At 68.5% G+C, this 13,298-nt stretch carries 12 protein-coding genes; 6 read left to right on the top strand and 6 right to left on the bottom strand.

Features of this window, described 5'->3' with window-relative positions:
* Nucleotides 1–195 precede the first annotated feature (195 nt).
* Nucleotides 196–663, top strand: coding sequence for a GNAT family N-acetyltransferase (locus tag ACYVLQ_RS06335; RefSeq protein ID WP_460696418.1), 468 nt, complete (start codon nucleotides 196–198; stop codon nucleotides 661–663).
* 327 nt (nucleotides 664–990) lie between these two features.
* Here ACYVLQ_RS06335 and ACYVLQ_RS06330 read toward each other — a convergent pair whose 3' ends face one another.
* Both ACYVLQ_RS06330 and ACYVLQ_RS06325 read right to left on the bottom strand, forming a co-directional pair.
* A complete protein-coding gene (locus ACYVLQ_RS06330) occupies nucleotides 991–1,770 on the bottom strand; it encodes an enoyl-CoA hydratase-related protein (RefSeq protein WP_460696417.1) in 780 nt (259 codons plus the stop codon).
* Nucleotides 1,771–1,909: 139 nt separating this feature from the next.
* Nucleotides 1,910–2,110, bottom strand: coding sequence for a cytochrome P450 (locus ACYVLQ_RS06325; protein WP_460696416.1), 201 nt, complete (start codon nucleotides 2,108–2,110; stop codon nucleotides 1,910–1,912).
* Nucleotides 2,111–2,216: 106 nt separating this feature from the next.
* Here ACYVLQ_RS06325 and ACYVLQ_RS06320 point away from each other — a divergent pair, with 106 nt between their 5' ends.
* Nucleotides 2,217–2,471: a hypothetical protein gene (locus ACYVLQ_RS06320; RefSeq protein ID WP_460696415.1), complete on the top strand. Its 255-nt coding sequence runs from the start codon at nucleotides 2,217–2,219 to the stop codon at nucleotides 2,469–2,471.
* A 5-nt stretch (nucleotides 2,472–2,476) separates the two neighbouring features.
* Here the strand turns inward: ACYVLQ_RS06320 and ACYVLQ_RS06315 are convergent, their stop codons facing one another.
* The 3 genes from ACYVLQ_RS06315 to ACYVLQ_RS06305 all read right to left on the bottom strand — a co-directional run bounded on the left by ACYVLQ_RS06315 (nucleotide 2,477) and on the right by ACYVLQ_RS06305 (nucleotide 5,720).
* Nucleotides 2,477–3,910 carry an NCS2 family permease gene (locus ACYVLQ_RS06315; RefSeq protein ID WP_460696414.1) on the bottom strand — a complete coding sequence of 478 codons (1,434 nt, stop codon included), beginning with the start codon at nucleotides 3,908–3,910 and terminating at the stop codon, nucleotides 2,477–2,479.
* Nucleotides 3,911–4,062: 152 nt separating this feature from the next.
* Entirely contained in the window at nucleotides 4,063–4,374 is a 312-nt protein-coding gene (locus ACYVLQ_RS06310) for a hypothetical protein (RefSeq protein WP_460696413.1), read from the bottom strand.
* A complete protein-coding gene (locus tag ACYVLQ_RS06305; protein ID WP_460696412.1) occupies nucleotides 4,368–5,720 on the bottom strand; it encodes an 8-oxoguanine deaminase in 1,353 nt (450 codons plus the stop codon). The genes ACYVLQ_RS06310 and ACYVLQ_RS06305 overlap by 7 nt, the downstream gene beginning before the upstream one ends.
* 374 nt (nucleotides 5,721–6,094) lie before the next feature.
* Here ACYVLQ_RS06305 and ACYVLQ_RS06300 point away from each other — a divergent pair, with 374 nt between their 5' ends.
* Both ACYVLQ_RS06300 and ACYVLQ_RS06295 read left to right on the top strand, forming a co-directional pair.
* Nucleotides 6,095–7,594: a PucR family transcriptional regulator gene (locus ACYVLQ_RS06300; protein WP_460696411.1), complete on the top strand. Its 1,500-nt coding sequence runs from the start codon at nucleotides 6,095–6,097 to the stop codon at nucleotides 7,592–7,594.
* Between the two features lie 240 nt (nucleotides 7,595–7,834).
* Nucleotides 7,835–10,315, top strand: coding sequence for a hypothetical protein (locus ACYVLQ_RS06295; protein ID WP_460696410.1), 2,481 nt, complete (start codon nucleotides 7,835–7,837; stop codon nucleotides 10,313–10,315).
* Between the two features lie 13 nt (nucleotides 10,316–10,328).
* On the opposite strand, the gene ACYVLQ_RS06290 is transcribed toward ACYVLQ_RS06295, so the two are convergent.
* Complete coding sequence (locus ACYVLQ_RS06290; RefSeq protein ID WP_460696409.1) at nucleotides 10,329–10,541, bottom strand: hypothetical protein; 213 nt, start codon at nucleotides 10,539–10,541, stop codon at nucleotides 10,329–10,331.
* Nucleotides 10,542–11,019: 478 nt separating this feature from the next.
* On the opposite strand from ACYVLQ_RS06290, the gene ACYVLQ_RS06285 reads away from it, so the two are divergent.
* Nucleotides 11,020–12,204, top strand: coding sequence for a PucR family transcriptional regulator (locus ACYVLQ_RS06285; RefSeq protein ID WP_460696408.1), 1,185 nt, complete (start codon nucleotides 11,020–11,022; stop codon nucleotides 12,202–12,204).
* A gap of 164 nt (nucleotides 12,205–12,368) precedes the next feature.
* Nucleotides 12,369–13,262, top strand: coding sequence for an alpha/beta fold hydrolase (locus ACYVLQ_RS06280; protein ID WP_460696407.1), 894 nt, complete (start codon nucleotides 12,369–12,371; stop codon nucleotides 13,260–13,262).
* The last annotated feature ends 36 nt before the right edge of the window (nucleotides 13,263–13,298 follow it).

Genomic DNA, 13,298 nt, shown 5'->3' with positions numbered 1-13,298 from the left:
GGGGTGGTCCCATGCTCATGGCAAAAACGGCTCCGAAGTGGTCCCTTCCTCCTGGCAGCCGACAGCCGGGCACGGATGCCGAGCCGCATGAACCACGCACGACACCGAAACACAGGACAGCCGCCGTGACACGACAGCACGTCGGCGCAGCCGAGGACGGGCGTGTTCGGAGTTGACACAACTAGGCTGGCGGAAATGGACGACTGCATGCTGTTGATGAGAACTGCTCGCCACGACGACCTGCCCGATGTCCTCCAGCTGATGACACAGGACGCGATGCTCGACATCCCGATCGACGTGGGGCCTCCGTTGCCGTCGTATTATCTGACGGCGTTCGAGCGAATCGACGCCGATCCGGGCGAGCTGCTGGTAGTCGCCCAACTCGGCGACAAGATCGTGGGCACCTTCCAGATGTCGTTCATCCCATACCTGATGTGGCGCGGTGGGCAGATCGCTCAGATCGAGTTCGTTCGAGTTGCTGCGCATCTGCGTGGACGTCGTATCGGCGAACGCATGATGCATTGGGCCATCGACGAGGCCCGCTCCCGGGGCTGCGCGCGAATTCAGCTCGATACCAACAAAGCTCGTGCCGACGCGCATCGTTTCTACGAGCGGCTCGGATTCAAGGCTACACATGAGGGAATGAAACTATTCCTCGGCTGATTCCACGAGCAACGCGGCCACCTGGTCGCGGCGATATCACGCACCGCTCGGCCGGATAGCAACTCTGATGGCCAGACGATAGCCGACGTCCATCAGTACCGGAGGGCCGATGGCCATCGGCACAGAGCGAGCGTGACTTCGAACAGACAGATAGCGTTCAGGGGCGGTGGTCGGGGCGGTCGCCCCAGCGGTGAGTGGTCGCCCCAGATGCCCACTGCGCGACCATTATCGGGCGCACCGCCGCCTACACCGAGCCGGCGTTGACGCCGGTAGAGCTCCTCATGCACAGAACTCGCCGACACTGATACGGCCTACTTGCGCGGCCTCTCAGTCCGGCCAGATCGGAGGGCGCTTCTCCAGGAATGCGGCCATTCCCTCGCGGGCGCCGGGCAATTGGGAGGCGGCGGCCATGACCTCCACGGCGATGGCGTAGGCGTCGGCCTCGGGACGGTCCAACTGGGCGTAGAGGGTGCGTTTGCCGAGGGCCTTGCTCGCGCGGCTCCCGCGGGTGGCGCGGGCCAGCAGGTCGTCGACCGCGGTGTCCAGGTCCGCGTCGGGGACGGCGTGGTTGACCAGGCCCCACTGTTCGGCGGTCCGGGCGTCGACCGGGTCGCCGGTCAGCGCCAGCTCCATCAGCCGTTTACGGCCGATCGCGCGCGCCACCGGCACCGCCGGAGTGTGACAGAACCAGCCTCCCTTGCCGCCCGGCAGCGCGAACTCCGCCGATTCCGCGGCCACGGCGAGATCGCAGGACGCCACCAGCTGGCACCCGGCGGCCGTCGCCAGCCCGTGCACCCGCGCGACCACCACCTGCGGCACCGCCTCGATGGTCGACATCAGTTCGGTGCACAGGGCCAGCAGTTCGCGCACCTCGAGCAGAAAGCGCGCCGACACATCGGCGAAATCGTGCCCGGCGGAGAACACCGGGCCGTTGGCGCCCAGCACGATGCCGGTGGCATCGCTGCGCCCGGCCTCTCGGAACGCGGACAGTAGTTCGCCCAGGTGCTCGGCCGACAGCGCGTTGCGCCGATCCGGCCGATTCATGGTGATGCGGACGGTATCGCCGTCCCGCGCGACGAGCAGGTGCCGATAGTCGACAGCGGTCATGGTGTCCACGGTAGTTGCGGGCGGCGATCCGGGCCGCCCGATCCGGGGGCAGTCGGCGAGACAGGCACCCGACCTCTGCGCTCACCAGTCGCCGGGCTCGACGCGGAACCGGCTGCTGGCCGGGGCCGAACGGGAGTCGCTACCCTGCGCAGGGCGTCGGCGGAGCGCGGAAGGTGGCGGACTGTTTTCCGGCGCCGAACGGCAGGGAGGCGTGCTTCTGGGCGGGCTGCAGGTTCTCGGGGAGATAGCGCGTCGGGTCGAATTCTCCGGGCCGGTCCCAGACCCGCTCGTTGTGGTGGGCCCGGCGCGGATCCGCCGCGGCCGCGAAACCGGTCGTCACAGCCCGAGATTAGGGTAATCGACTACTCGCGAACCCGGCGCCGTGCGGCCGCACAGTAGGAGAGCCAGGTCCATCCATGGGATCCGTACGCCGAGGAGGCGAGCACATGCCCAACCCGACACAGGCTCATCCCGCCCAGAACTCCACCTCCGTCTCCGAACGGCACAGCGTACTGATCGCGGAATTCCACGCCCTGATCGCCAAATATCCCGAGGCGGCGGGCAAGTTCGTACTCGCCCACCTCCCCGAGGGTGCGCCGGAACAGGAACCGAGCGCGATCCTGGTGCACGGTCCCATCGTCTGGGAGTGCGAGACCACCGACTTCGGACTGGACTGCCGGCCGGTGATCCTGGAGGAATAGCCGAATCAGCCGCCCAGCAGGACTTCGATACCGGAGATGGCGAAGTACCCGGCGAACACCACGCTCACCACCCATACCAGCCAATGGATCTCGCGGAATTTGCCGCGCGCGGCCTTGACCACGGTGTAGGCGATCAGGCCCGCCCCGACCCCGTTGGTGATCGAATAGGTGAACGGCATCGCCACGATGGTCAGGAAGGCCGGGACCGCGACCTCCAGGTCGCCCCAGTCGATCTTGCGGGCCTGCGTCATCATCAACGCGCCCACCAGCACCAGCGCGGGCGCGGCCGCCTGGATCGGCACCACCCCGGCGATCGGGGTGAAAAATATTGCGAGACAGAACAGTCCGCCGGTCACCACGCTGGTCAGTCCGGTACGGGCGCCCTCACCGACACCCGTCGCCGACTCGACGTAGACGGTGCTGCCCGCACCTCCGGAGGCCCCGCCGATGATCTGCGCGACGCCGTCGGTGGTCAACACCCGGCCCAGTCCGGGCATGGTGCCGTTCTCATCCAGCAGTTTCGCCTCGTCGCACACACCGAAGATCGTGCCCATGGCGTCGAAGAATCCGGTGAGCACCAGCGTGAACAGGACCACGCTCGCGGTCAACGCCCCGGCCCGGGCGAATCCGCCGAACAGATCGATGTGCATCATCAGCCCGAAATCCGGTGCGGCGAACAGCTTGTCGGGCATCTCCGGGACGACCGTGCCCCACGACTTCGGCTCGATATCGCCGACCGCGTTGATAAAGATGGCCAGGCCGGTGGCGATCGCGATGCTGATCAGGATCGCACCCGGGACCTTGCGGATGTACAGCGCCAGCATCAACAGCAGACCGAAACCGAACACCGCGACCGGCCACCCCTGCAGGTGACCGTCGGGGCCGAGCCCCACCGGCGGCCCGTCCGGCGAACCGTGCCCGACCACCCCGGACGACACCAGGCCGATCATCGCGATGAACATGCCGATCCCGACGCCGATCGCGTTCTTCAGCGCCAGCGGGATGGCATTGATGATCATCGTCCGCAGGCCGGTCGCGGCCAGGATTACGATGACCACGCCCATCAGGACCACCAGGCCCATGGTCTGCGGCCAGGTCATGTGCGGCGCGGCCTGGAACGCCACCACGGGCACCACGCCCAGCCCGGCGGCCAGCGCTAGCGGCACGTTGCCGACCAGTCCCATCAGCACCGTGGACAGGCCCGCGGAAAACGCTGTGGCCGTGGTGAGTTGAGCGATGCTCAGATGGGTGCCGTCGATATCGGTGGCGCCGCCCAGAATCAGCGGGACCAGCAGGATCACGTAGGCCATCGCGACGAAAGTCGTGATGCCGCCGCGAATTTCGCGAGAGACGGTGGTCTTACGCTCGCGCATCCGGAACAGCCGGTCGAGGACGGATCTGGATTCCGCGGGGATCGTGCGGGTTTCAACTTGGGTCATGGCGTGTGCCCTCCTCGGGGCAAAGCCGACCCGTGGTCCGTGCCGTCACGCGGACCCGGGGTTCGGTCATGCGGTTGTGGGGTCCGGTCTTCCCGTCATCCCGCCCCGGTATGGCCGGGGGCCTGGAACGGAGGTCCGGAACCTCCTGTTGATCAACAGCTTTCGATGATGTTCGGCGGGCGGACCGGCACACGCGCGGTGTCTCCGGAACGGCCGACGGCCCGGCAGGCGTCGCGTATCGCGCCGACGCGGGCTGGGGTGGAGGAGAGCGGCGACGGCTCTCCGGCACCGCGCGGCCCGTATGGTGCGCGCGGATCGGTGAGATGGTCCGTGAACGAGTGCCTTTCCGTCGACAACCTGAATTCCCGCATGACCTCGGGGCGCTCGCGGGTCAGGTCGACGAACCCCTCATCGAGTACGTCGACGTGCCCCGCGAGCAGCTCACCGGCCATGGAGGTCAGCACTGCCCCTCCCCCTGCAGCAGCCGCTGACGAGCCTCGGCCCCGGCACGCGCGAGCGCGTCCTGTGCCACCGTGCGCAGTTCGTCGTTTTCCACAACGGTGCGCCCGCCCACCAGCAGCCGCGCCAGCGGCGGCGGGGGGCCGAACACCAGCGCGCAGACCGGATCGGCGACGGCGGCGCGGAAGCCGTCGACCCGCCACACCGCGATATCCGCGATCTTGCCGGGCTCGAGACTGCCGATCTCGGTGTGGCGACCCAGGTTCCGGGCACCGCCGAGCGTGCCGAGCTCGAGGGCCCGGCGGGCGGAGAGCGCCGTCGGCCCGTACCTCGCGCGCTGAAACAGCATGGCCTGGCGCATCTCACCGGCCATCGAGGTCAGTTCGCTGGACGCCGCGCCGTCCACACCCAGGCCGACCGGCGCACCGGCGGCGACCAGATCGCGAACCCGCGCGATACCGGCGCCGAGGCGGGCGTTGGAGCTCGGGCAGTGCGCCGAGCCGCTGCCGGTCTCGGCGAAGCGCCGAATATCGCTGTCGTGCAGGTGCACCGCGTGCGCGAACCACACGTCGGCGCCGAGCCAGTCCAGCTTCTCCATGTATTCGACCGGGGTGCAACCCAGCTGCTCGCGGCAGTACTCCTCCTCGTCCAGGGTTTCGGCGAGGTGGGTGTGCAGGCGCACGCCCTTGTCGCGGGCCAGGGCGGCCGATTCGCGCATCAGCGTCTCGCTGACCGAGAACGGTGAGCACGGCGCCACGGCCACGCGCAGCATCGAATCGAAGGACGGATCGTGGTATCGATCGATGGTCTCGGCTGTCCCGGTGAGGATTTCTTCGGTCTTCTCGACCACCGCGTCGGGCGGCAGGCCGCCGTCGGACTGCCCGAGGTCCATCGATCCGCGGCACGGATGGAACCGCAACCCCACCTCGGCGGCGGCGCGGACCTCGGCCTCGAACAGATCGCCGCGGCCATTCGGGAATATGTAGTGGTGGTCGGCGGAGGTGGTGGTGCCGCTCAGCGCCAGCCAGGCCAGGCCCGCGGCGGCCGCACCGTAGGTGACCTGGGCGTCGAGCCGCGCCCAGGTGCGGTACAGCCCGGTCAGCCATTCGAACAGCGTCGAATCCTGATGCAGGCCCTGGGTGGCCCACTGGTAGAGGTGGTGGTGGGTGTTGACGAGTCCCGGCGTGACCAGGCAGCCGGTCCCGTCGATCCGTTCGGCGCCTTCGACCACCGGCGCCGGGCCCGCGCCGACCCCGGTGATCCGGCCGTCCTCGGCGGTGAGGTGCCCGCCGGCGATCTCGTCGCCGACGACCGGCGCGATGTAGGCGTTGTCTATGACCAGCTTGGTCATCGGTCCACCGCCCTCGGATCGGCGGCCGTCCGCACCGGACGGCCGCGCACCTGTCCGGCCGCTGCCGGGAATTCCATCGTCACTCCGCCCCGCCTCCCGCAGGAGTGCACACGGGCACCTGCTGCACCATCTGACCTCCGTCGGCATGATTCGGTGTGTCACGAGTACACCCGCGCGGAGGCCCTCGCGGCCACGACCGGACCGACGAACTGTGCGCCAGTTCACACGGCAGAGTTTGTGTTTATCTCCAAACCGCATGACGGCGGCGTTTCCCCGGGTGACCGCGGAGTTGCCCACATGACCGTGATATTGCCCGCGCGGCCCCGGCTCGAGTCGCCCACGACCGGGACCGCGGGCTGTTAGCGTCGGGCATCATGCGTCTTCGTGCCCTGCTCACCATGACGGACCTGGGACTGGAGCTCGTCACCGGGGAAGAGGAGCTCGATCGGTTCGTGCGCTGGGTCGTCACCCAGGACCTGCTCGATCCCAGCCGCTACCTCTCCGGTGGCGAGCTGGTGCTCACCGGCATGCAGTGGCGGACCCGGCCCGAGGACAGCGAGACGTTCGTCGCGGCGCTGGCCCGGGCCAAGGTCGCGGCGCTGGCCACGGGCGATGCCCGCTTCGGCGAGCCGCCCGCCGACGTCGTGGAGGCCTGCCGCCGCCATCGGATCCCGCTGTTCCGGGTGCTCGAGCACGTGGCGTTCGAGACCGTCACCGAGCGGATCACGCGCGATCTGTCGACCGGGCGGGCGGCGGACCTGTCGGCGATCCTGGATCGGCACCGGCAGCTGGTGGCGGGGACCGGGCTCGGCTCGGTCCTCGAGCTGATCGAACGCGACCTCGGCATGCGCTGCTGGGTGATGTCGTCGACCGGGCGCGTCGTCTCCGGGCCCGCCGAGCCACCGCCCGCGCAGGCCGTCACCGCGTTCCTCGGCGCCCGGCGGCTGCCCTGCGTGTTCGCCTCGGAGGGGCGGCCGTACTCCCTGTTCGCCGTCGATGAACTCGGCACCTCGCGCGCCGCCGACTGGCTGCTGGTCTTCGACGGCGACTGCGCCGACTGGACCGAGGAGCGCCGCGCCCTGACCGGCGAGCTGGCCGCCGTCTGCTCGCTGGAGCGTGCCCGGCAGGACGATCGGCAGAGTGCCGAGGGCCGCCTCGCCGAGGAGCTGATCCAGCTGATCGTCTCCGATGCCAAACCGGCGGACATCATTTCACGCCTGGAGCTGACCGGGCTCGGCTCGGCCGCGGGATATGTCGCGGTCGCCGCGGCCGCCGAAGATGGGCTGCGGCCCAGGGAATTACGCGCGTTGCTTCGCGAAATCCTCTATGGCACAACACCGGCCGCGGGGGTAGCGGACGGGGAGGCGATCGCGCTGATCCCGACCGACCGATCCGTCTTCGACCTCATCCAGGCCGCTCTGGACACCCTGGAACCGGGGCTGGGCGGCGTCCGGCTGTCGATCGGTGTCAGCGGCGTGGTCGACAGCGAGTCCCTGCGCGGCGCGGTCGACGAGGCGCGGCACGCCCGGCGGGTCGCCGCCGACCGCCATCGCCCCGCGTGCGCGGTCGGCCACGACGAACTGGCCACCCATATGATGCTGCTGGCCAGCGTGCCCGACGAGGTCCGGCGGATGTTCCGGCTCCGCCTGCTGGACCCGCTGACCACCTACGACCAGAACAACAGCTCCGATCTCGTGCATACGCTGGAGACCTTCCTGCAGGCCTCGGGCTCGTGGGCCCGCAGCGCGGAGATGCTGCACGTGCACGTCAATACCCTGCGCTACCGCATCGCTCGCATCGAGGAGCTGACCGGCCGCGACCTTTCCCGGCTCGAGGACCGCGTGGACTTCTTCCTGGCGCTGGCCCTGCGGTGAACGGTCTCACTGCGTCGTCGCCGACCCGGTGAGCACAGCGAACACCAGGTGAACGCCGACGGTCGCGATGGCGACGAATTACCAACGCGCTCCGGCCTTTTCACAATCCGCTGTTCATTGCGCGGACGATGTTCGTTCACACCCCGACGTTAACGTTTGCATCGCGTTTCCGGGGACTGTCGAGCAGCCCCGAGGTTTTCCGCTCCGATATCCCCTAGCCGTGCGCGTCCGTGCGCTGGAATGGAAACGAATCAGGTTGTGGCGGTGTACAACTGGAAGATCAGCACTCCGGCGCCGTGGCCGGTTCCCGAGCAGTGCCGGAACCTCCGGGCTCGGGTGCTCGCCTCCCGGCGACGGCAGTGGGCGGCCGGGCTGCTGGTCGGCTTCGTCATCCTGTTCCTCTGCCCCGGCCTGCTGGGCGCCGCGGCTACCGCCGAGACCGCCAGCGCCGAGACCAGTTCTCGCACAGCGGGTTCCTCGGTGGGCAGCGCTCTGGGCTGGACGCACGTCGCCGACTCGTCGGGGATCGAGGCCGCGCGCTACCTGCTCGCCACCGACCACGGCAGCGTGCTCGAGCCGGGTGACACCGCGATCGCCATGGTGCTGGGCCTGGAGTTCGCGGGCTGGAAAATCATTGTGGTCACCGCGATCTGGCTGATCGGCTACGCACTCAGCTTCGAATGGCTGAACATCGTCGCGAAACCGCTGCTCGGTGTGGCGCACAGCCTGACCGGGCAGATCGCCACGCCCCTGATGCTGGTCACCGCCGCGTCGATCGGCGCGTTCTTCGTGGCGTGGTTCGTCGCCCGCGGCTTCTACAGCAAGGCCACCACGCAGGTGATGACCATGCTGATCGTGGCCGTGCTGGGTACGGTCATGCTCGCCGAGCCGCTGGCGGAGGTGCTGTCACCGCACGGCTGGCTCGCCAAGGGCCGCGATCTCGGCATTGCGGTGGCCGCCGGACTGAACGGGAACGACAGCTCCGAACCCGCCGGAACGGTAGCCACGATGCAGGCCACGCTGACCGACAATTTCGCGCGAAAGCCGTTACAGGTGTGGAACTTCGGCCATGTGATCGACAACCAGCCCGCCTGCCGGGCGGCATGGTCGGCGGGGATCGAGGCCGCCAGCGAGCAACGCGTGAAGCGCGGCATCGCCGGCTGCGGCGACGTCGTCGCCGAGGAGTCGATGAACAATCCCAACTTCGAGCAGATCGGAACGGGGCTGTTGCTGCTGGTGTCCGCGACGATCCTGCTCGCCTTCGGCGCGGTACTGGCCATCAAGGTCATGCGGGCGGCGCTGGACACCATCTATCACGGGCTGATGTCCATCTTCGGTTTCGCCGCAGGCGGATTCGTCTACGGGCCCACCCAGACCTTTCTGATTCGCAATGTCGTCGACGGTGTGGTCGCCGCGGCGCGCATGACGGCCTTCACCATCTTTCTCGGTGTCTACGTGCTGATCCTGGGCAACCTGTTCCAACTCGCGGGCGACCAGGTGATGGTGGTGTTCATGATCGGCGCGCTCGTGGAGATCGTCGCGATCCTGCAGCTCCGACGGCTCAGCGCGAGTCTGGACCGCGGCAACGAGTGGATCGCCAATAGATTCGCGCTGGCGGCGCAGGGCAACGGCGCCCGCGGCTCGGGCTCGACCGGTGGGACGGCGATCGGCATGGGAACCGCCGGTGTCGGCCATTCGATGAACTCGAGCCTGCTGCCCGCACTGGCCGCCATCAGCACCGTCAACAACTCGCCGGTGACCGAATGGCTGTGGGGCGGAACGCGTTCACCGCTGCGGCCGAACGCACGCAGCGAGCGGAACGCGCAGCGGGGCCAGTGGGGCTTCTGGGGTGCACCCGGTGTCGGCGGCCCGAACGGCACCTACGCCCGGTCGTATATGAAGTGGAACCAATACGAGCGCGGCGCCCGCCAGGCGGCGAGGCAGAACGGCGGCGTCAACACCTTCCGCGGCGCGGCCGCGGCGCTGCAGAGCCTGGAGGATTTCGGCGGCAGCACCAACGACGCGTGGGCGATGCTCTCCTCCATCGGATTCACCGACCGGAACATCATGCAGCATTCGGTGCGGTCCTGGGAGATCGTGAATTCGAACGCGGACGACGAAACGCTGGCCGACAAGCATCTGGGCCATGTCGTCGCGGCCGCCAAGCGCGCGCAGGAATCGGCGAACAATCTGGTCCGCGGCACGGGCAGTGGCGAGGAGGCCGCGGCCGATATGGCGACGCTGCAGGCCGCCGCGTTCCGATTCCAGCGCGCGAACCCGGGCGGAGTGACACTCGACGGCGGCGCGTACACCGGACGGCAGCATGCTTTCATCAACGACTACATGGCCGATCCGACGGCGGCGAAGATCAAACAGCTGCAGCAGCTGGCCGACGGAGATACCGCGGCCGCCACCGGAATGCTGGCCGATGTCGGCGGCCGCGACGGGGCCGGACGCATGCTGCAGGCGATCGGAAACCGCCACGCCACCCAGGTGCTGGGCTCGGTGGACGACCTCTTGGCCAATCCCGATCGGTACCAGTTGCTGCGGGACGCCCGCCGGGAGATCGCCGCGGCGGCCACGACGGACCAGTGGGCATCCGGCGTCTCGCGAACTCCGTGGAATTCGCTGGCGACACCGGGCGCCGATCCGCCTACCATGGATTGGCTGGCGGCATGGCGGGGCGCGATGAGCGAACGTGTGACCCACCTGCTCAATTAGGCCGATGCGACGGTCAGCGCCGGCGCCGCTGGAGTTCGGCCTCCGGCAACGAGGCGGTGACCGACAGCATCGCCAGGCCGGTGTCGCGAATCATGTGGTCGAGGCCCGCCAGGATGTCGGTGAGCGCCGAACGCGTCTTGTCGAGCTGTGTTGTCGACGTCTCGTCCTCGTCGAAGATCGCACCGATGGTGTCCAGCCGCAGGCCGACGTCGAAGAGCTGTCGCACCAGCTGATCCGCGATACCGGCGAAAATCGCTGTATTGCAACGGCATTCACTGACTCCCCCGACGCATCCCAGCGGTGGTACATCGTGGTCCTCGCCCATGCCGCCTCACCTCCTCACCGAGGTCGGCACACCCGCGGGGGCGCCAGCGCCGGTCGGTCGTCCGTCGGCGATAATCGTGAAACACCGGACCGCCCGTCTGATCAGGGCAGCAACCGAAATCCGGCATTTCGATACTCGCCTGGTATATCCCGCTCCCCCGGCGGCTAAACCCGCCGATGCCGGAAATTACTCCGAATATCCAGCGATGTAAGCACTTTCGTGCCCGGAGCAGGTGGAGAATACTTGGCAATTGCCGTCCGGAGCCGGAGATCACCGGCGGCGCGCTGGCGCCGGATGCGCCCGGCGCCCGCCGACCGTTCCGCCGGGCACCGCGGCCCGCCGATCGCGCGGGCGCACATTCGCGGTAGCGTGGATCGTCATGGCAGCGCCGCATCCACCCCTCTCCACTCCGGGGATCCGGACGCTGGCGGCTGCGTGCCGGGCCGATATCACCGTGCTGACCAGGCGGTTGATCTCGGCAATTTTCACCGACAACCCCGAATGGACCGATTACACCTCGGTGCCCCGGGCCGATCTGCGCGACGGCTGCCGCCGGTACCTGACCCGGATCCTGGAGTTGCTGGGCGGGGAGGCGAGCGATCCGGAGCGCGACGACGTGGCGGCGTCGATCGGCAAGCACCGGGCCGAGCAGGGAGTTCCGCTGGAGGCGATGCTGCGGACCTTCCGGCTGGGCGGCGGGATCGTGTGGGAGGCGCTACTGGATCGGGCCGACAATGTGGGACCGCAGGAGATCCGGGAGGCCGGAACCGCGATGTGGGCCGTGATCGACGGACTGTCCTCGGCACTGGTCACCTCCTATCGCAACACCGAACTCGAGCAGGTGCGCCGCGACGAGCGCAGACGGCACGCGCTGATCGAGGACCTGCTGGCGGGGCGGGCGCACGACGCCGGATTCGCCGCGCGGGCCGCACGCGAGCTCGAGCTTCCGCCGCAGGGCGCGTACCTGGTGGTGGCGGCGCGCGGGGACGACCGGCCGCTACGGGCCGGGGCCGAAACAACCTTGTCCGCGTTGGGAATTCGCTCGGTCTGGCACGACCGGGTGGACACCACGATCGGCCTGGTCTCGCTGGAACGCCGCGACAGCGATGTGGTGCTGCACCACCTGCGGCCCCTGGTCCGCGGCCGGGCCGGGGCCTCCCCCGCCGTACCCGGTCTGGCACAGGTGGATTCGGCCCACGCACTGGCCCTCGTTGCCCTGGAGACATTGCCCACCGGCACAACGGGTTTGGCGTCACTGGACGAGCGTTACCCGGAGGCGCTGCTGGCGCGCTCCCCCGATCTCACCGACCTGCTGCTGCGCCGCGCCCTCGGCCCGGTGCTGGACCTCCCGGAGAAAGAACGCGACATCCTGCTGCGCACCCTCGCCGCCTGGCTCGCCGAGAACTGCTCGGCCGCCAACGCCGCCCCGCTCCTGCACTGCCACCGCAATACCGTCATCAACCGCCTGCAGCGGATTTCCACCCTCCTCGGCCGCCCCCTGGAGGGCCAGCGTTCCTACGTGGAACTCTCCCTCGCCCTCGCCTCCCTCGAATTGAGCCGCTGAGCGGGGAATTCCGAACTCGGCGCCGCGGGTCACCGGTGGCGGTGTCCGTGCAAGTGTTCTTACGAATGAATGTGCGTGACTTACGTTTTGGTCAGGATGCACGAATATGTGCATACTTCGGAGCGCGTAGTTGCATTCCCATGTTTGCGACAGAAAGGATCTCGATGAGTTCGATTCTCCGAAAACGCAATGCCACGGTCGAAGCCGGTGACGGAGCCGAGCTGGTGTGCACGATCGCGGGCGAGGGCCCGTCGGTGCTGCTGGTGTCGGGATCGAATCGCGCCGCCGCCTGGCACCCCGTGACCGTACCGGCACTGGTCGAGGCCGGGTATCAGGTGGTGACCTACGACCATCGGGGTATGCCGCCGTCGGAGGTCACCGACGCGCCGTACACCATCGGTCAGCTCACCGACGACATGTTCGCCGTGGTCGACGCGCTGCGGCTGGAACCGTGCCATGTCGTCGGCACCTCGATGGGGGGAATGATCGCTCAGACAGCGGTTCTCGCGCGCCCCGAGGCTTTCCTCTCGGCGACTTTCATCGCCGGTATCGGCGACATGTCCCAGTTCGGGCAGGCCTTCATGGATACGCTGTTCGAGGTGCACTCGATGGAGCCGGTGCCGCCCGCGATGCGGCGGCTGCTCGGTCTGGACCTCGTTCGCCCCGTCGGGGACTGGAAGGCTACCGAGCGCGACTATCTGAGCATCGCCGATTCGATGATGGGCGGGCCCCGGCCCTACGACGGCCGCGTCGGACACGCGGCCGCGTGCCGGAGCTGGGCCCACCGATCGCACACCGCGGAACTGGAGCGCATCCGCCTACCGGCATTGGTCGTTGCGGGCCAGCAGGATTCGCTGTTTCCGCCCGCCGACCTCCGCGCCGCCGCGGCATCGATGCCCGACGCCGAATTCGCCGAGATACCGGGTGGTTCACACGTGGCCTTCGTCGATATGCCCGCGATCGCGGACATACTCCTCGACTTCCTCCGTCGCACCGACAATCGGCTGACCCTGGCCGGGATTTCACAGGACCCCGATATCGCCGTCGCAGGGCGGTGAGACACTCACGACACCGAGGCACGCTGCCGCCCGGGC

The sequence above is a fragment of the Nocardia thraciensis genome (genome assembly GCF_054782435.1).
This window is presented reverse-complemented; position numbering and strand designations above follow the sequence as displayed.

What these genes read in the sequence shown, in the direction of transcription:
- ACYVLQ_RS06315 (WP_460696414.1), bottom strand. Translation starts at nt 3,910, where the DNA reads ATGACCCAAGTTGAAACCCGCACGATCCCCGCGGAATCCAGATCCGTC.
- ACYVLQ_RS06280 (WP_460696407.1), top strand. Translation starts at nt 12,369, where the DNA reads ATGAGTTCGATTCTCCGAAAACGCAATGCCACGGTCGAAGCCGGTGAC.
- ACYVLQ_RS06320 (WP_460696415.1), top strand. Translation starts at nt 2,217, where the DNA reads ATGCCCAACCCGACACAGGCTCATCCCGCCCAGAACTCCACCTCCGTC.
- ACYVLQ_RS06335 (WP_460696418.1), top strand. Translation starts at nt 196, where the DNA reads ATGGACGACTGCATGCTGTTGATGAGAACTGCTCGCCACGACGACCTG.
- ACYVLQ_RS06330 (WP_460696417.1), bottom strand. Translation starts at nt 1,770, where the DNA reads ATGACCGCTGTCGACTATCGGCACCTGCTCGTCGCGCGGGACGGCGAT.
- ACYVLQ_RS06305 (WP_460696412.1), bottom strand. Translation starts at nt 5,720, where the DNA reads ATGACCAAGCTGGTCATAGACAACGCCTACATCGCGCCGGTCGTCGGC.
- ACYVLQ_RS06295 (WP_460696410.1), top strand. Translation starts at nt 7,835, where the DNA reads ATGGAAACGAATCAGGTTGTGGCGGTGTACAACTGGAAGATCAGCACT.
- ACYVLQ_RS06285 (WP_460696408.1), top strand. Translation starts at nt 11,020, where the DNA reads ATGGCAGCGCCGCATCCACCCCTCTCCACTCCGGGGATCCGGACGCTG.
- ACYVLQ_RS06300 (WP_460696411.1), top strand. Translation starts at nt 6,095, where the DNA reads ATGCGTCTTCGTGCCCTGCTCACCATGACGGACCTGGGACTGGAGCTC.